Here is an 18,038-nt window from a genome sequence, read left to right as displayed (position 1 = left end):
AAGACCAGCACCGGTCGGTGCTGGCCTATAAGTAACGCAACGTTACTTTAACGACGTAGCTCGTGACTAAGTGCTTCCAGGTCGCCACCACCGGCCATCTGGAGCGTGAGCTCTTCCAGCGCAACGTCGCTGCGCTCTACGTCAAGTACCTGCTTACCTAGTTTGAGGATGGAGAAGTGGTCTCCTACAAGGTACGCGTGGTGCGGGTTGTGGGTGATGAGGACTACGCCGATGCCGCGTTCGCGTGCCTTGGCTACGAAGCGGAGTACTACACCGGACTGTTTCACACCCAGTGCTGCGGTGGGCTCGTCCAGGATGATGACGCGGGCGCCAAAGTATACGGCGCGGGCGATGGCCACTACTTGGCGTTGGCCGCCGGAGAGGTTGCCTGCTTCCACATCAACGTCGGGGATGTCGATGCCCATTTCTTTGAGCTGGGTTGAGCAGATTTCTTTCATTTCTTCTGTCTTCAATCGGCCAAGGAAGGAGGTGAGTTCTTGGCCGAGGAAGAAGTTGCGCCAGACGCTCATGTCGTCCACGATTGCCAGGTTTTGGTACACGGTGGCGATGCCGGCGTCGATGGCGTCGCGTGGCGAGCTGAAGGTGGTCTCTTTGCCGTCGATGAGCAACGTGCCGGAGGTCTGCTGATGCAGTCCGGACAGAATTTTGATGAGGGTGGATTTGCCGGCGCCGTTATCGCCCAGCACGCAGGTGACTTCGCCTTCTTTTACAGACAGGTTCACGCCGCGGAGGGCGTCGAAGCTGCCGTAGGATTTGGTGATGTCTTTGAGTTCAATGATTGCCATAGTGTGTTCTCCTATCGCTTCTGATTGAACTTAGCTACGGTCATGTTGGTTATCACTGCGAATAGCAGCATGGCGCCGAGGAAGAATTTGAACCAGTCTGGGTTCCAGCCTGCGTACACGATGCCTTGGTTGGTCATGCCGAAGATCAGCGCGCCGATGGCGGTGCCGATTGCCGTGCCGCGGCCGCCGGTGAGGGCACAACCGCCGATGACGGCGGCGATGATGTAGAGGAACTCGTTGCCCACGCCTTGGCCGGCTTGGATGGAGTCGAAGGCGAACAAGGTGTGCATGCCCACGAACCACGCTGCAAAGCTGACCAGCATGAATAGGGTGATCTTCACGCGACGTACGGGAACGCCCACGGCGAGGGCTGCTTCTTTGTCGCCACCAACAGCGAAGATCCAGTTACCGAATTTTGTCTTGAACAGAACAAAGGAGGCAATGGCCACGAACAACAGCCACCAGAAGACGGTTGCGCGGATGCCCACCCCACCAATGTTGACGGTGCCAGAGAAGAAAACTCGTGCGGAGTCGAAGCCCTCCATGTCACGGATCGATGGGGTTGCTACCTGGCCGGTCACCAGCTTGGTTACGGCTAGGTTCAGGCCCTGCAGCATCAGGAAGGCTGACAGGGTGATCAGGAAGCTGGCGATGCCTGTGCGGGTGACGAGCAGGCCGTTAATCAGGCCGATGATGAGCGCGATGCCCAGTGAGATGAAGGCACCCACCCACACGTTCAAGTGCAGGTTGTAGTTCAACATGGTGGCCGCCAGCGCAGAGGTGGTAACCGCAACGCCGGAGGACAGGTCGAACTCGTCGCCAATCATGAGCAGTCCCACGGCCAGCGCCACGATGCCGAGCGTGGAGGATGCATACAAGGTGGTGGCTAGGGCATCGAGCGAGCGGAACGCCGGAGCTACTGACAAGAAGAGGACGAGGATGAGCAGTAAGCCAAGCAGGCTGGCGAGTTCCGGCCGCCTGATCAACCGTGCGAACCCGGAGTGGGTGCGCAGGCGGTCGTCGGCAATGCTGCTGCGTCCGTCATCGATGTGTTCTGCTGTTTGCGTAGGTGCCTTCGCTGCTGGCACTTCACTCATCGAAGACCAGCCTTTGCTGCCTCAGCAACGTCGGCCACGTTGGTGGCGTCCACGAAGCTTGGGCCGGTAAATACCGGCTGGCCACCACCCAAGGTGCCGCCGTTGCGCTTTGCCACCCATAGGGAATCCACTGCCAGGTAGCCCTGCAGGTATGGCTGCTGGTCCACTGCCCACTTGATGCGGCCATCCGCGATAGCGTCAACCAGCTCAGCGTTGGTGTCGAAGGTGACGATCTCTGCGTCAGAGCCGGCATCCTTGACAGCATCTACGGCGCGCATGGCCACTGGTGCCTGCAAGCCAAAGACGGTGTCAATGGTTGGATCCTGGGAAAGCTTGGACTGCATCGTTGCCTGTGCAGCGGTGAGATCCTGGCCGTTGACCTGGATGCGCTCAACCTTTCCTCCACCAAGGCCCGCTTCCACACCATCGCAGCGAGCTTCCTGGGATGAGTTGCCTGCTTCGTGGATGACACAGAGAACCTTGGAGGCGCCTTCTTCCTTCAGGCGCTCACCTGCGCGGGTACCGGCAACGGTCTCGTCCTGCCCAAAGAAGCCGGAGAGGCCAAAGTCCTTGTAGTCATTCATGCCAGCGTTGAGGCCCACAGTTGGGATCCCGGCGTCCACGGCCTTCTGCGCAGTTGGGCCAATGGCCTGCGCGTTAGGAATGGTAACGGCGATGCCATCCACCTTGGAGTCGATGGCAGACTGCACCAGGTTTGCTTGGTTAGGGGCCTGAGGGTCAGATGCGTAGCGCAGCTCGATGTTGTTCCTTGCTGCTGCTTCCTCTGCACCCTTGCGCACAAGGTCCCAGTAGGTGTCACCAGGTGCACCGTGGGTAATGAACGAGACGACGTAGCGAGGGGTGTCCACGCCGCCGGCGGTCTCGCCTGAAGCTTCATTTTCACGTGGCGCTCCGCCGGTTGAGGAACAAGCCGCGAGAGCTGTGACGGCAACTGCTGCCGCCGCCGCTTTTAGGGTCTTCATAATCTTAGTCACCATTAGATAGTGCCCTCTGCCTGCGAAAACGTCAAACAAGAACGGTCTTTTGTTGATCGATTAAGTGGTGTTAAGCAGGACGTTAAGAAAGGCGATCAGAGGCCCAATACGATGTTGGTGGATGCAGGATCCTCCGCGGTGTGATTAGTCTTGAGATCGAGATTCATATATTAAGGAGTAATCCATGGCAGGAAACGCAATCCCAGACTGGGCCACACATGCCATCTACTGGCACGTTTACCCACTCGGTTTTGTGGGAGCACCTATCTGGGACCAATCCGAGCGGCACTCACCTACGCCACGGCTAGCCAAGCTGATCGATCAGCTAGATTACCTAACCTCCCTCGGCCTCAACGGCCTTCTGCTGGGCCCCGTGTTCGCCTCCCCCACCCACGGTTACGACACCACAGACTACTTCCGCGTTGATGACCGCCTAGGCACCAATGAGGATATGGATGCACTCATCAGCGCCTGCCATGAGCGCGGCATCAAAGTGCTTTTCGACGGCGTGTTCTCGCACGCCGACGCCACGTTCTCCCACCCCGAGATGCTGCACCAAGACGAGGTCTTTGAGGGGCACGGGAACCTCAAACGTTTCGATCATTCGAACCCGGCTGTCGCCGAGTTCGTGGTGGATGTCATGAACCACTGGCTAGATAAGGGCATCGATGGCTGGCGCCTCGACGCCGCCTACTCCGTAGGCAACGACTTCTGGAAGCCAGTGCTGGAGAAGGTGAAAAGCGCACACCCAGATGCCTTCATCTTTGGCGAAGTCATCCACGGTGACTACGCCAGTTTCATCGAAGACGGCGGCATGGACTCCGTCACCCAATACGAACTGTGGAAAGCAATTTGGTCCTCCCTGAAGGACGAGAATTTCTTCGAATTGGACTGGACGCTCAAGCGCCACAACGAATTCACAGAGTCTTTCATCCCCCAAACCTTCATCTCTAACCATGACGTCACCCGCATCACCACGCAGGTGGGGCCAGAAAAGGCCCGCATCGCCATAGTCATCCTTCTCACCTTGGCCGGCATTCCTTCCATCTACTATGGCGATGAACTGGGCTGGGAGGGCCTCAAAGAAGAACGCCACGGCGGCGATGACGCCATCCGCCCAGAATTTCCCGCTCATGCGGACATCAACGAGGTCACCAACCTCTACAAGGGACTCATTCACCTGCGCCGCGAGAACTCTTGGCTCGTCAACGCCACAGTTGAGGTCACGGAGCTGGAAAACCAGAAGATGAGCTACACCGTTACCGAACGTGGCGAAGACAGGAAACTATTCATCTCCCTCGACATCACTGGTGATAAAGCTCAAGCCACCATCACTGATCCCTTTGGCACCGTCGTATTTGGCTTCTAACCACAACCCCGCGTCAAGCCCGCTTCTTCGAACTGCGAAGAGCGGGCTTATGTGAGTTCCAGCAGCCCTAATGTTGATGCAACTCAGTGGCAATGGCATCTACGTTGAAGCACGTTAAGAGCCGCGGAGCACCCGCATATGCGGTTAACGTTCATCCTCGTGCCACATGCTTCCCGCAAAATTTTTCTCGCAGTAGTGGTAATAATTGTTACACCGGACACATTCAATCTTGAGTGTTCATGAAATGGGCGCTCTAACCAATGCTCAAAGTTAAAGATCAACGCTAAAAGCGACATCTCTAACTCTCACCCAATAATGATCCAACTGCCCCAAAAGAGCACGACGTAACCCTGCGGTGTTACGTGCAGTAGTGAACCCAGAGAAAAAGAGGAGCGGGAGAATGTTTGGCCTCCCAGATTTCACAACATTCATCATGGTGACGATTCCAGCCATCTGGATCATCTACACCATCGTGTTCATGTTCATCAGTCGCGGCTGGGAAAAACTGGACGATGAGGACTAACACATGACTACAGCTGTTGTATTCCTTATCATCTACTTCCTCGCAATGATCGGCATTGGCGTGTGGTCCATGAGGAAAAGTGAGAACACCAACGAGGACTACCTCCTAGCCGGGCGCTCCCTCGGGCCCGCAGTCTCCGCACTCCGCCTGCAGTCCTCCTGCATGTCCGGTTACATGTTCTTAGGCGCAGGCTCCCAGGCATACGCCCAAGGCTATTTCTCCATGTGGTACGCGCTCGGTGACTTGGGTGGTGGCGTGCTCAACCTGTCCGTCCTAGGCCGACGCATGCGCAAACTCTCCAAGATTCTTGGCTCTATCACCTCGATCGAGTACCTCGAGCACCGCTATGACTCGGGTGTGGTTCGCCTTGTTGCGGCTGTCATCTCGCTATTTTGTTTATTCCTCTACCTCCTGTCCCAGTTCATCGCGGGAGGTTCCGGTCTATCCTCCGTCACGGGCATCGATTTTGAGCTTTCCCTGCTCATCGCCTCCGGTGTCATCGTGCTTTACACGTTCCTAGGTGGCTACCTTGCCGTCGCTTACACGGACTTCGTTCAAGCAATCATCATGCTCATCGGTATGGTCTGGGTCCTGATCGGCGCCCTGCAATATGTGGGCGGCTTGACCGCTGGCCACGAGGGCTTGGCGGATAAGAACCCAAATCTGTTGACCATGTTCGGCGCTGACCTACAGTACGAAGGCCAATGGGGTCTTATCCTTGGCGCTCTCCTGATCTTCTCCATCGGATACTTGGGGTGGCCGCACATTGTGGTGTCCCACATGGCCATGAAAAAGCCATCTGTGGCCCGCAAGGCATCCGCTTACTCCATGGCGTTCAATATTCTCTTCATTCCTGCGCCGTACATCATCGGCATGATGGCCATCCTGATCCTGCCCAACCTTGCTGATCCCGAGCAAGCAATCTTCGAGGTAGCAAAGACAGTTCTGCCGTCCTTCGCCGTAGGTATCGTGATGGCCGCTGTCATGGCAGCAATCATGTCCACCGCGGACGCCCTCCTGCTCCAAGCTTCCACGATCGCGTCCCGCGACCTGGCTGAGCGCTTCATCTTCAAGAACCTGACCGAAAAGCAGATGGTCAACATCTCCCGCGCGACGGTGGTTGCGATGGCATTCGGTGGCATCGTCTTAGCAATCTGGCAACCACCCAGCGTATTTGGCCTGACCATCTTCGCAACAACAATTTTGGGCTCCGCGTTCGTGCCAGCATATGTCTGCGCAGTGTGGTGGAAGAAGGCCAACAAGGTGGGCGCTGTGGCGTCCATGATCGTAGGCACCGTCATCTCAGTGAGCTGGGAAGTTTCCGGCATGACTGACGCCACTGGCCTAGACCCGATGGTTGCAGGTATCGTCTCCTCCACTATCGCCATGATCATCGGTTCCCTTGCAACGCAGAAGTCCCACCCTGTCCCACAAACCATCGTGGATGCCGTCAACCGCGCGGCCGATATCGAAGCACCTTCTGCCCGCGTGGCCATGAAAGAAGACGCAAACCTATCCGTACAGATGCCGGAGAAGAACTAATGTCTGTCATCTCCGCCAGCGTCGACCCAGCAGAGGCCCGGGCCATTGCACAAAGCGCAGTTACCCCAGGCCTGCCTATGACGGATGCCGAACTCACGCACTACCCCATGATCGGCATCGTGTTTTTACTCCGTGCGTCCCGCGGCCCGGCATCGCGCTTGGACGGCCAGCTCCTGCACGCCCTTGTAGACCGCACCACCGGCCAGGCCTTCAGCTCCGACCCGTGGACCTTAGACGATCAGCTCACCGGAGGCACCCTGACCGCCGGCAAGGAGGCCACCTTCCGACTCACCCAAGAAGACGCAATCTCTGCTGCGCGCCGCATGGTGGCAACGCAACTTTTAAAGCGCGTCCGCTTAGGCGGCCACTTCGAGCTCACGGTAAACCAGGTTATTGATCCGCTCTGGAAACCAAACTGGTACTTCGAAACAGCCGAGCACCGCGTGCTTGTCGACGCCCTCAACGGCTCCGTGGCCGTCTGTCACAACAGGCGCTAACCGCGCCACGTGCGCAGAGTGGCAGAACCCCTCAAGGGGCCGCTCATACCCCCACCGCGTGTTGGTGAACCCGCGCGCGGTGGGGGCACTAGTTTCCCCACGCCCTAAAAACAGCCTCAAACTCCACCAAAACTGGTTATGACCTTTGCAAACGTGGGCAAAGAGTGGGTGTAAAGGAGTTCCCTTAACTCCTTGAGGGCAGTAGTCTATTGGGTGGTAAAAGTCCCCGCGTGAGGAAGGCCTGAAAAAGGTAATGGACGCACGTCTTGCAGTTCGCCGTAAACCACAATTCCGCAACGAAGAATCAGCGTTGCGTGAAACCCTGAATAACCTTGATGGTGTCGCAATTGAAGGCGTCACCATCATTAATGTCTATGACGTATTCGGCGCCACCGAGGCCGACGTGGCCGCCCTCAGGGCAAGCATCGTTGCCGATGAGCGCGTCGATGACATTATTTCCGACGACGAACTCAAGACCGCACTCAGCAGTGCGCCGTGGCACCTAGGCGTAGAACCGCTGCCAGGCCAGTACGACCAGCGCGCCGACGCCGCCGAGCAGGCGCTTCGCCTACTACAGCCAGCAACCACGGCGCGCATCTTTTCCGCCGAGGTCTTCCTTTTCCAACACGACCTCGACGCTGCGGCTCAAGCCGCCATTGAAGACTTCCTCATCAACCCAGTCGAGGCCGGCAAGAAGGACTTAAGCATCCTTCGTCAGCCAGCAATGGGTGAGAAGGAGCCACTGAAAACCTATGACGATTTCCTCGAGCTAGATGACGACGGCCTCGCCCGCATGCTCAAAGATGTGGGCATGGCCATGAACTTGGAAGATCTTAAAGTAACGCAACGTTACTTTAAGAACGAAGGCCGCACCCCTACCGAGGTCGAGTTGTCTGCGCTGGACACGTACTGGTCCGATCACTGCCGCCACACCACCTTCAACACTGAGCTGACCAGCATTGATAATGCTGAGCCTACGTTTGGCCCGCTGCTGGACCGCGCGTTGGCTCGTTATGAGGAGCTGCGTGAAGCTAACGGCCGCACGAACAAGCCGCGCACCTTGATGGACATGGGCACGATCATGGGACGTGAGTTGCGCCGCACTGGTGTGATGGATGATCAGGAGGTTTCTGAGGAAATCAATGCCTGTTCCGTGTATGTGGACGTGAAGAAGAATGGCCATCAGGAGCTTGGTTCGGAAGAAACGACTGAGCCGTGGCTGCTCATGTTTAAGAACGAGACTCACAATCACCCGACGGAGATTGAGCCTTTTGGTGGCGCCTCTACGTGTTTGGGTGGCGCTATTCGTGATCCGCTTTCGGGCCGTGCGTGGGTGTACCAGGCGATGCGTGTGTCTGGTTCTGGCGATATTAATACTCCGCGCTCTGAGACTCTTGAGGGCAAGTTGCCGCAGGCGGATATTTCCACTCGCGCGGCGCACGGTTATTCTTCCTACGGTAACCAGATCGGCCTTGCCACCACTGGTGTGCGTGAGCTCATGCACCCTGGGTACGTCGCTAAGCGCTTCGAGCTAGGCGCGGTTGTTGCCGCGGCCCCAGTGGAGAATGTGAAGCGTTTGGAGCCCGAGGCGGGCGACGTTGTGATTTACCTGGGTGGCCGTACCGGCCGTGATGGTGTGGGTGGCGCCACCGGTTCTTCTAAGGCGCACGATGAGGAGTCCTTGCAGTCTGCGGGCGCGGAGGTGCAGAAAGGCAACCCGGTGAATGAGCGCAAGATTCAGCGTTTGTTCCGCAAGCCTGAGGTGGCTCAGATGATCGTTCGCTGTAACGATTTCGGCGCTGGTGGCGTCTCCGTTGCCGTGGGTGAGCTTGCCGACAGCATCGACATCCATTTGGATCGCGTGCCGCTGAAGTACGCGGGGCTGAACGCCCGTGAGATTGCGATTTCTGAGTCGCAGGAGCGCATGGCGGTGGTCGTTCGCCCAGCTGATGCTGCGGCGTTCATTGCCGCGGCGGAGAAGGAAAACATCGAGGCTGTGCAGCTGGCGGAGATCACTGACTCCGGTCGCTTGCGCATGTTCATGGGTGAGGAGATCGTCCTTGACCTGTCTCGTGAGTTCATTGAGACCAATGGTGCTCATCGTGCGCAGGACGTGCGCTTGGTTGCGCCTGAAAAGCCAGCGCACACCACCACGGCGGCAACGAGCGTCCTTGAGTCTCTTAAGTCTTACCCTGCGGGTTCGCAGGAGGGCATGATTGAACAGTTTGATGCCACTGTCGGCCGCTCCACCGTGCTGATGCCTTACGGTGGCAAGACCCAGAAGACTGATGAGCAGGCATCCGTGCAGACATTGCCTGTGCCTGGTGGCTCCTCCACCGCTTCGGTGATGACGTGGGGTTATTCCCCACAGATGGCAGATGCTTCCCCATTCCTGATGGGCGCGTTCTCCGTAGTTGAGGCGATGGCTAAGCTCACTGCTGCTGGAGCTGACCCAACCGGTGCGTGGTTGAGTGTGCAGGAGTACTTCCAGCGTCTCGATCAGAATGAGGAGAAGTGGGGCGAGGTCACCCAGGCCCTTTTGGGCCTGTTGGAGGCGCAGGATGCGTTCCAGGTTGCTGCCATTGGCGGTAAGGACTCCATGTCAGGAACCTACGGCGAGAACTTGCACGTCCCACCAACCTTGGTCACTTTCGCCGTCGCCGCAATGGACGCAAGTGAAACCATTTCTGCCGCGATCCCTGAGGGAGAGTTTGATCTCCACCTCCTGGCCCACACCCCACTGGAGGCGGGCGATCCTAATTACGAGCAGCTCAATGCCAACTTCGGCACCATCCACACGCTCGCCACCGAGCAGCGGATCGCCGCTGCTCAGGCCATCACCGAGTCCGGCCTTGCGCCTGCCATTGTCAATATGGCTCTGGGTAATGAGGTTGGTGTAAGCACCACTGTCACTCACCTTGACGACGCCGCCATCGGCTCCATCGTGGTCGCTGTTGCGCCTGGCACCGAGGTTGCAGGTGGCACCAAGATCGGTTCCACCAACACCTCCGGCACCCTCACCTTCGGCGAGGAGTCCTTCACCATTGCTGAGGCACTGGATGCACTGGAGTCCGGCTACCGCAAGGTCTACCCACTCAACAACTCCGAGAATTACGAGGACGCAGGCGAGGTCCTCCCTGAGTTCGCTACTCAGCTGCCAGCAGACTCCGGCGCAGCCAGCGCTGCTCGAAGCGAAGCGAAGAGCACCGCACACGTTCTTTTACCTGTCTTCCCAGGCACCAACTCTGAGTACGACATGGCGGAGGCGTTTGAGGCTGCGGGTGCTACCACTGAATTCCACGTCATCCGCAACCTCACCCCTGAGTTGCTGAAGGAAGACACCAGGACCTTCATTGAAAAGCTTGCACACAATGAAACCAATATCTTGGCGTTCTCTGGCGGCTTCTCCCTTGGCGATGAGCCAGACGGTTCCGCAAAGTTCATCGCCGCGTTCCTGAAGTCGCCTGAGGTGACAGAGGCAATCAAGAACTTCACCGCGCGCGATGGTCTGGTTCTGGGCATCTGCAACGGCTTCCAGGCACTGGTAAAGTCCGGCTTCCTGCCATACGGTGATCCAGCCAAGCAGACGGAGGACTCCCCTACCTTGGCCCACAACCGCCAGCTGCGCCACATCTCTCGCATTGCTCAGACCCGCGTAGCTACCACCGCGGACAAGTCACCGTGGCTGTCCACTTTCACCGCTGGCCAGCGCCAGTTCGTCCCTGTTTCGCACGGCGAGGGTCGCTTTGTGGTGAGCGAGGCGGAAGCCAAGACCCTATTCGCCAATGGGCAGGTTGCATTCCAGTACGTTGACGCTGAGGGCACCCCCACCATGGAGGCACCGGCAAACCCCAATGGTTCCTCCTACGGCATTGAGGGCATCATCTCCCCGTGCGGGCGCATTTTGGGCAAGATGGGCCACCCTGAGCGCTTCCGCGAGGGATTGATGAAGAACATTCCAGGCATCGAGGTCCAGGACATCTTTGCCAACGCCGTGAACTACGTGAAAGGTAAAGCCTAATAGCGCCCCCTGAAGGAGCGCTATTAACAGCCACCCAACTGAGACCGGTAATCGGGCCGAATTAGCCCTAGGCGGCTAGTTCCTTTTCACGGGCATGTCCCCGATACTTCATCGGGGACATGCCCGTAAATTGTGACTGCAATCTTGCGGTAGCGCATCACAGAATGCAGCCGGAGCAACCTAAGGTGATGGGTCAAGCCCCCAGCACGGGCACGAGTCCGCTTCCCTTGCCAGAGGATCTATTAGGGCCTGAGAATGGTGGGTACACATGCTCGGTGGTGTGGGGATGCCTCATGCGTGGACCACGCCACAGAGGACGCCTTCAGCGAGTGAAAGGTAATTCCGCATCTCATGTGCAGGCACACGTTCGCCGGCAATAGCCACCATACGCGCTGGTTAAGCAAGCTTTTAGCAATCAATCATCCGCTGTACGTTTCACGTGAAACACGCGTCTTGGCGGAATTCACTACGCTGGAAAGCACAGAAAACATTCACCCACCGAAGGAGACCCCATGAGCATCAAGGACATCGGCCCAGAACCACAAACGATCAACATCGAGGACGTTACCAAGGACAACAGCAACTACCGCACCACGGTGTGGACGGGTAAGTACCTGCAGACTACCGTTATGAGCATTCCCGTCGGCGAGTCCATTGGTTTGGAAACTCACCCAGAGACCGATCAGTTCATCCGCATCGAGGATGGCACCGGTAAGTGCGTCATGGGTGATTCCGCTGAGGAGCTCACGTTCGAGCAGAACGTTGAGGATGATTGGGCAATCTTCGTCCCTGCCGGCAAGTGGCACGACATCATCAACACCGGCGATAAGCCACTGAAGCTCTACACCATTTACGCCCCAGTTCACCACGCACACGGCATCGTTCAGGCAACCGCAGCAGATGCGGAGGCCGATGAAGAGTCCGGTAAGGACGTCCCACCAGAGTGGACCGTACAGCCTGGTTCCGGCAAGGAAGACGGCCACGCCTAAAGGTCACACCTGACTCATACCAGGGCCCGTCCCCACACATCGTGCGGACGGGCCCTAGACTTTTGTGGATTTAGATCCTCTTCTGCAATGCTTCTTTCACGCGTGGCCATTCATCTTTAATGATGCTGAAATTCGCAACATCCGCCATTCCACCGTCTGCCGCACGGCGGAACCTGCGAGAGGTTCCTTCGTAGGTGCAGCCGAGCTTTTCAATGGCAGCCCACGAATGCTTGTTGCGCGTATCGCACCTTAGGGCCACACGCTCCACGCCGAATTCCTCAAATGCATGCCTGAGCAGCAGATACTTGGCCGTGGGATTCACGGCCGTTCCCCAGTAATCGCGGCCGTAGAACGTGTAGCCAATCATCACGCGAAGTGCTGGGGTGTAATCAAAGAACATCGTTCGCCCCACCACTTTCCCGTGGTACTCCACCGCAAAGGCGTAGGCATGATCCATCGAGATTAATGAGCGGATGCCCTCTTCCATATCCTCCACGCTGCCGGGCACAGGTGGAGACATCCCCTTCCACATGTCCGCATCAACTAGGTCAAACAGTGTTGGAGCATCGGAAATGTCGAGCGGGCGAAGAGTTATGTCGCCGTGGGTTAAGACCAGATCATGCTGCATGGCAGTGAGCCTTTCATGTCGTGTGAGCACTCTGCTTACCGTTACACCCACAGTAGCCCACCCGAACTTATGCCTGCTTGGTTGCGCGAACCTGCTGATAGGCGCTAAGGGCTTCCTCGCGGGAATCCTTGAGATCAACGATGGGCTGAATATAACCAGGAAGCAGTGATTCTGGCGCCCAGCGTGCGATGTACTCCCCCTCCGGATCAAACCTCTTTGCCTGCGTTTCCGGGTTGAAGATGCGGAAGTACGGTGCAGCGTCGTCACCGCATCCAGCAACCCACTGCCAGTTGAAGGCATTGCTGGCGTGGTCAGCGTCTACCAGCTGGTCCCAGAACCACTCCTCGCCGTGGCGCCAGTGGGTCATAAGGTTCTTAGTGAGCAGGGACCCCACCACCATGCGCACTCGGTTGTGCATGGTTCCGGTGACCCAGAGCTGCTTCATGCCGGCGTCGACAAGCGGAATTCCTGTTTCCCCGGCGCGCCATGCGCGCAGTTCTTCGCTTGCCGACGCACACTTTCGGCCATCGGTGTGGCGTTGCACGGCGGCGCCAGGGTCCCATGCCCAAGGGAAGGCACGGAATTCTTCCTTGACACTCACGGTTGGTAGGTCGGGGCGATGGTAGAGCCTATTCCAGGCAAAGTCACGCCACAGAAGCTCCTTGCGGAAGACTGTGATGTCCTCAGGGTTGTCGGCGTGAACATTGCCCGCGGCGCGCCAGAGGTAGTGAGGTGAGATTTCACCAAAGCGAAGGTGCGGGGAGAGGTTACTGGTGGCCGGCTGAGCTGGGAAGTCGCGGCCATCGGTGTAGTTGGCAACGTCGCCGCGTTCCAGGTGGTCAAGGAACTCGGTGAGCCTTTGGTGAGCACCACGTTCACCGGGCGTCCACGTTTCCTCCAGGCCTGCGGTCCAATCAGGTTCAGACTTTTGCGGAAGTAACTTCAGTTCTTCTATTGCGCGCAATGTTGTTGCGAGGTGATCAGCCGGGATCTCAGCACCCCACTCCCTGTGGGCAAAAGTGCTCGGAGGAACGGCCATCTCCTCAGCAAGAACAGCGAAGGCCTGCTTCGAGTAAGGCGTGAACACCTTGTAGGGTTCGTTCTTAGCAGTGACAATGGTCCACGGCTCAGTGAGCACGTACCCCTCAAAGCTTTCCGCCTGCACCCCAGCGCCCTTCAATGCCTCCTTAATACGCGCATCAGCCTCCCTGAAGGGGCGATGGTACCTCCGCGACCACGCCACATAACCCGCTTGAAGGTAGTCAACCAGCGCGGGAATAAGCTCTTCAGAGTCACCGCCCGCAACTATCAGGGGAATTCCCCTCTCCGCGAGCGACTGCGCCAGAGAGGTTAGGCTGTGGTGCAGCCACCACCGAGTTGCACCACCCAGGGGACGGAAACCCTCATTGGTTTCATGTACGAAAACCGCCACCACCGGAGGCTGCTCATCATTACCTGCAGGGCGCGCGTGATCGCACACCTGAAACAAGGCCTCATTATGTGATAGCCGAAGGTCATCCCTGAACCACATGAGGGCGCAAGCGCCCTGTCCACCGTCACACGTTATTAGATCGAGCTGGGCCTGCAGTTCAGGAGAAAATTTCATAGTGCACAATCTACCAATAAGATCGCGGCAGCACAGTAGCGAGTGATCCGCTCACGCCTATTGCCTATGGCACAGACCCCTATTTCTTGTTTTCTTTTTTGGCAAAGCTCGGCAGTTCGGCCTCGTAGTCAAAGGGTTGGCGCTCGGCCACACAACCGTCAACACCAATCAGCGTTACTACCTCATCACTGCCACGGCGGCCGGACACCTCAGCGTCAATGCTGACAATAGCGTTCTTGACTACCGCACCAGATTTGATGCGCGCCCCATCAAGTACCACGCTATTTTCCACCACAGCGCCCTCCTCCACCACGGCTTGAACGCCAATCACGGAGTTGATCACTGTGCCAGACACCTTCGAACCAGCACACACCGAAGCATTATCCAACGTGGCGCTGCCTGTCACCCGTGCAGGAACACGCTGCGGCTGCGCGGACCAGATGGGCCACTGTGGGTCATCAAGGCGAATACCCTCATCGTTCAGAATCTGCATGTGCGCCGTCCAGTAACTCTGGATGGTTCCCAGGTCCAGCCAGTACCCCTTGTGCCGGTGATCCGCCACGCGGTGGTTTTCTACAAAGTACGGCAGAAGGTCATGCCCGTAATCCTCAAGGCCGTCTTTCTCCAACTCCCGCAAGGCACTGACCAACTTCTCTTTCTCAAATAAGAAGATTTCACAACCCACCACGTTGCCTTCCGGTTCGTCCGGTTTATAGTCAAACGCAGTAACAAGCCCGTCGTGAGACTTGATTACCGAATACCGCCCCGGATGCTCAGTAACCTCGGTGGACACCATGGTCAGATCAGCACGCATCTGCTGGTGAGTGTTGAGCACCTCAAGATAGTTCACCAAATACAAGTGATCGGCGGACAAGACCAAGACGAGGTCAGGATCATACCGCTCAATCAGAGGAATCTGGGAGAACAGTGTGGCGGAATTGCCATCGTTGAACCCCTCCCCCTCTTGACCCTGGAAAGGGAACGCCAATTCCAAGCCGCCGTGGCTGGCATCCAAGTCCCAAGGGCGCCCACCCTGAAGTTCCTGGGTAATGGTGTGCGGCAGGTACTGTACCGCCAAGAGCACGTCTTTGATGTTCGAATGGGCAAGGTTAGATAGTGAAATATCCACTAACCGGTAGGTACCGCCAATAGGAAGAGAGGGCTTGGCGCGGTGTTCGGTGAGCTCGCCCAGTCGGCTACCTTTACCGCCGGCGAGGATGATGGCGAGAATTTTTGGAAGACGCATACCTTAAAAGCATACGCAAGAGGTGAAGGCTTTTTTGGGTTTAGCAGGAGAAATGAACCGCTACTCAGCAGGCGAGATCATCCATCAGAGCGCACCAATACTATTCCTCCCATTGAATAAAAGTGAGTGAATTAGGGCACAGGAAGACATCAGATGTGTACCCTTATCCCTTATACATTGCCCGCCATTCAAAGGATCAAGGTATGAACACCAAGGCAGATGCCAATGAGGATCGCTCCGCAGCCATTGCAGTGATGGCTTTCCCACTGTTTATTCTTGCGGGCGCGGTTGTAGCATTCATTTTTCCTCAGCCGTTTGCGCCGTTCAGTGCGTACATTTCCCAGTTCCTCATGGTCATCATGTTCGGCATGGGCCTCACCCTCACCATCCCAGACTTCAAGGAAATCGCCCGTCGCCCGTGGCCGATCCTGATTGGCGTTATTGCCCAGTTCGTGATCATGCCCGCAATGGCCATTGTGGTTGCCAAGATGCTCAACCTCAATCCAGCCCTGGCGGTAGGCCTGCTCATGCTGGGCTCCGTTCCTGGCGGTACTTCATCCAACGTGATCACCTACTTAGCCAAGGGTGATGTGGCGCTCTCGGTTGCCATGACGTCCGTATCCACGCTGGTGAGCCCTATCGTGACGCCACTGTTGATGCTGTGGCTTGCTGATGCGCGCACCGATGTCGATGCTGCCGGCATGGCCCTCACTCTTGTCCAGACAGTGCTGGCACCGGTTATTGGCGGACTGATCATTCGAGTGTTGTTTGACTCCTTCATCACCAAGATCACGCCTATTCTGCCGTGGATTTCCATCGTGGGCATTGGTGGCGTGGTGTTCCCCACCGTCGCTAACAACACGGAGCTGCTGGCCTCCGTAGGAACGATCGTGTTTGTGGCCGTATTGCTCCACAACGCGTTTGGTTACCTGCTCGGCTACGTCACCGGCAAGGTGCTCAAGATGCCGGAATCCTACAACCGCACCATGGCCGTGGAAATCGGTACCCAATCAGCTGGACTATCCTCCGGCATGGCGGCGAAGTTCCTCTCCGCGGAGGCAGCATTGCCGGGAGCGGTGGCCGCAGTACTGCACAACATCACCGGTGCCATTTTCTCCGCCGTGATGCGCAAGCTCTCCTCTCCCCAAGACCTGGGTGTGAAGCAGTCACTACCGGCTGAGGTTCACTACTGACTCATTGCTCACACGCCAAAGGCGATGGTCTTGTATGACCATCGCCTTTAGTGTTGGTTCTTAACCTGCGCAGTAAGGAAAGAGGGATAACTGGAAGTTCTCTGGATTCTTAATATGCTCCCCCTCAGGTAGTGGGCCAGAAGGCGCTGATTGCCCATCCGCAAATGGTGATCCACCAAAGCGATCGCGGTCATGGGGCTCAGCCAGCCAGGACATGTCCGGCCCCACAGGGACCGTCTGCATTGGGTTCACTTCCTTGTGAACCATGTAGTAGTGCTGTTTGATCTCGGTGAAGTCAGTGGTGTCACCAAATCCAGGAATCTTAAACAGCTCCTGCATGTAACCGCGAATGTTTGGCAGCTCGGAGGTCTTATGCCGCGATACCTTGAAGTGTCCGTAGTACACAGGATCAAAGCGGATGAGGGTGACAAAGAGGCGGATGTCCGTTTCAGTGATGTGATCACCGATCATGTAGCGCTGCTTACCTAGACGCTCCTCCACCCAGTCAAGTACCTCCCAAAACTCACGGTAGGCCTCCTCGTACTTTTCCTGGCTAGGAGTGAACCCACAGCGGTAGACACCGTTGTTGATGGCACGGAAGATCTTCTCGTTTACTTCTTCCATCTCTTCAGCGTGCTCTAGCGGGTAGAGATCTGGGGCGCCTTCGCGGTGGAAGTCCTTCCATTCCAAGATGAAGTCGCGCACCAAGCTGTTGTAGTTGTTGGTGACAACCTTCTTGCTCTCAACCTCCACGATCGCAGGAACCGTGATGCCGCGAGGGTAGTCAGGGAAGCGATTGAAATAGGCATCTTGCAGTCGAGGAATCTCCAGTACCGGATCAACCTGGCCTGGGTCTAGATCAAATTTCCAGGAGCGGACGTCATGGGTTGGCCCTGCTAGAGCGAGGGAAATGTGATCCTCAAGGCCCAGCAAGCGACGAGTAATGACGGAGCGATGAGCCCACGGGCATGCACGGGCAGCGGCGAGGCGGTAGCGGCCAGATTCCATTGGCCACAGATACGTACCGTCTTCTGCCTTGGTTACTTCACTAACAGACGAACTAATGCGATCGTTGATGTAATTTACGTCGCGCACGTATTCACCCGATTTACTAGCGTTCTGCGGATCGCCAGCGTAGTCATTATTCTTGTCAGACATTTTCGACTCCATTTTGTAGATGTGTCAACAATAATTAAAGTGTACATCCCTAAAACGAAATCCGCAGATGAGGCGGCGCCCTACCTCACTTACTCCACCGCACTCTAAAACGCCGCGAGTGAAGCCTCGCGGCCACATGAACTCCAAGGACGTGCGACGCCGAAGCACCGGGCACCCTAGCCGCGCACTACCTTCCGGCGTCGGAAAGCGGCAAAAGAGTGCGCCCTAACCCCGAAACCACCGCGGCCGCCTACGGCCTGGCTAGCTTCAGCGCCTATCCCCACATTCCGGTGGCCCCATCACCCGGCGCGTACCACGCCTCCTATGCCACAAACCGACCCAAGACGGACCACAATATTTATAAGGTG

Annotated in this window: 14 protein-coding genes; 7 read left to right on the top strand and 7 right to left on the bottom strand. The window is 57.1% G+C overall.

The window, feature by feature from the left end:
* Positions 1–47 precede the first annotated feature (47 nt).
* From ACXM2N_RS00290 to ACXM2N_RS00280, 3 genes are read right to left on the bottom strand one after another with little or no spacing between them, the layout of a single operon-like run.
* Positions 48–806, bottom strand: coding sequence for an ATP-binding cassette domain-containing protein (locus ACXM2N_RS00290; RefSeq protein WP_458488920.1), 759 nt, complete (start codon positions 804–806; stop codon positions 48–50).
* A gap of 11 nt (positions 807–817) precedes the next feature.
* Positions 818–1,903, bottom strand: a complete 1,086-nt coding sequence (locus ACXM2N_RS00285) for an ABC transporter permease (protein ID WP_458488918.1) — start codon at positions 1,901–1,903, stop codon at positions 818–820.
* The gene (locus ACXM2N_RS00280) at positions 1,900–2,886 is read right to left on the bottom strand and encodes a substrate-binding domain-containing protein (RefSeq protein WP_458488916.1); all 987 of its coding nucleotides are present in this window, start codon (positions 2,884–2,886) and stop codon (positions 1,900–1,902) included. Before ACXM2N_RS00280 ends, ACXM2N_RS00285 begins: the two co-directional genes overlap by 4 nt.
* A 196-nt stretch (positions 2,887–3,082) precedes the next feature.
* Between ACXM2N_RS00280 and ACXM2N_RS00275 the strand changes: the two genes are divergently transcribed.
* The 6 genes from ACXM2N_RS00275 (at position 3,083) to ACXM2N_RS00250 (ending at position 11,839) form a co-directional block, all read left to right on the top strand.
* Positions 3,083–4,267: an alpha-amylase family glycosyl hydrolase gene (locus tag ACXM2N_RS00275; protein WP_458488914.1), complete on the top strand. Its 1,185-nt coding sequence runs from the start codon at positions 3,083–3,085 to the stop codon at positions 4,265–4,267.
* Positions 4,268–4,667: 400 nt separating this feature from the next.
* Positions 4,668–4,790, top strand: a complete 123-nt coding sequence (locus ACXM2N_RS00270) for a hypothetical protein (RefSeq protein WP_458488912.1) — start codon at positions 4,668–4,670, stop codon at positions 4,788–4,790.
* Positions 4,791–4,793: 3 nt separating this feature from the next.
* Positions 4,794–6,332: a sodium/proline symporter gene (locus tag ACXM2N_RS00265; protein ID WP_458488910.1), complete on the top strand. Its 1,539-nt coding sequence runs from the start codon at positions 4,794–4,796 to the stop codon at positions 6,330–6,332.
* Positions 6,332–6,829 carry a hypothetical protein gene (locus ACXM2N_RS00260; RefSeq protein WP_458488908.1) on the top strand — a complete coding sequence of 166 codons (498 nt, stop codon included), beginning with the start codon at positions 6,332–6,334 and terminating at the stop codon, positions 6,827–6,829. Before ACXM2N_RS00265 ends, ACXM2N_RS00260 begins: the two co-directional genes overlap by 1 nt.
* Before the next feature lie 253 nt (positions 6,830–7,082).
* Positions 7,083–10,850: a phosphoribosylformylglycinamidine synthase gene (locus ACXM2N_RS00255; protein WP_458488906.1), complete on the top strand. Its 3,768-nt coding sequence runs from the start codon at positions 7,083–7,085 to the stop codon at positions 10,848–10,850.
* 512 nt (positions 10,851–11,362) lie between these two features.
* Positions 11,363–11,839 (top strand): cupin domain-containing protein, encoded by a 477-nt coding sequence (locus tag ACXM2N_RS00250; RefSeq protein WP_458488904.1) that lies wholly within the window; start codon positions 11,363–11,365, stop codon positions 11,837–11,839.
* Positions 11,840–11,909: 70 nt separating this feature from the next.
* Here ACXM2N_RS00250 and ACXM2N_RS00245 read toward each other — a convergent pair whose 3' ends face one another.
* From ACXM2N_RS00245 to ACXM2N_RS00235, 3 genes are all read right to left on the bottom strand, one after another.
* Positions 11,910–12,467 (bottom strand): GNAT family N-acetyltransferase, encoded by a 558-nt coding sequence (locus ACXM2N_RS00245; protein ID WP_458488902.1) that lies wholly within the window; start codon positions 12,465–12,467, stop codon positions 11,910–11,912.
* A gap of 67 nt (positions 12,468–12,534) precedes the next feature.
* Positions 12,535–14,073: a cryptochrome/photolyase family protein gene (locus ACXM2N_RS00240; protein ID WP_458488900.1), complete on the bottom strand. Its 1,539-nt coding sequence runs from the start codon at positions 14,071–14,073 to the stop codon at positions 12,535–12,537.
* 79 nt (positions 14,074–14,152) lie between these two features.
* Entirely contained in the window at positions 14,153–15,319 is a 1,167-nt protein-coding gene (locus tag ACXM2N_RS00235) for a glucose-1-phosphate adenylyltransferase family protein (RefSeq protein ID WP_458488898.1), read from the bottom strand.
* A 203-nt stretch (positions 15,320–15,522) separates the two neighbouring features.
* On the opposite strand from ACXM2N_RS00235, the gene ACXM2N_RS00230 reads away from it, so the two are divergent.
* Entirely contained in the window at positions 15,523–16,512 is a 990-nt protein-coding gene (locus tag ACXM2N_RS00230) for a bile acid:sodium symporter family protein (RefSeq protein WP_458488896.1), read from the top strand.
* A gap of 60 nt (positions 16,513–16,572) precedes the next feature.
* Here the strand turns inward: ACXM2N_RS00230 and ACXM2N_RS00225 are convergent, their stop codons facing one another.
* Entirely contained in the window at positions 16,573–17,670 is a 1,098-nt protein-coding gene (locus tag ACXM2N_RS00225) for a glutathione S-transferase C-terminal domain-containing protein (RefSeq protein WP_458488894.1), read from the bottom strand.
* Between the last annotated feature and the right edge of the window lie 368 nt (positions 17,671–18,038).

This window comes from Corynebacterium sp. ZY180755 (assembly GCF_054331495.1).
Note: the sequence above shows the minus strand (reverse complement) of the source record. Positions and strands in the feature narration are given on the sequence as shown.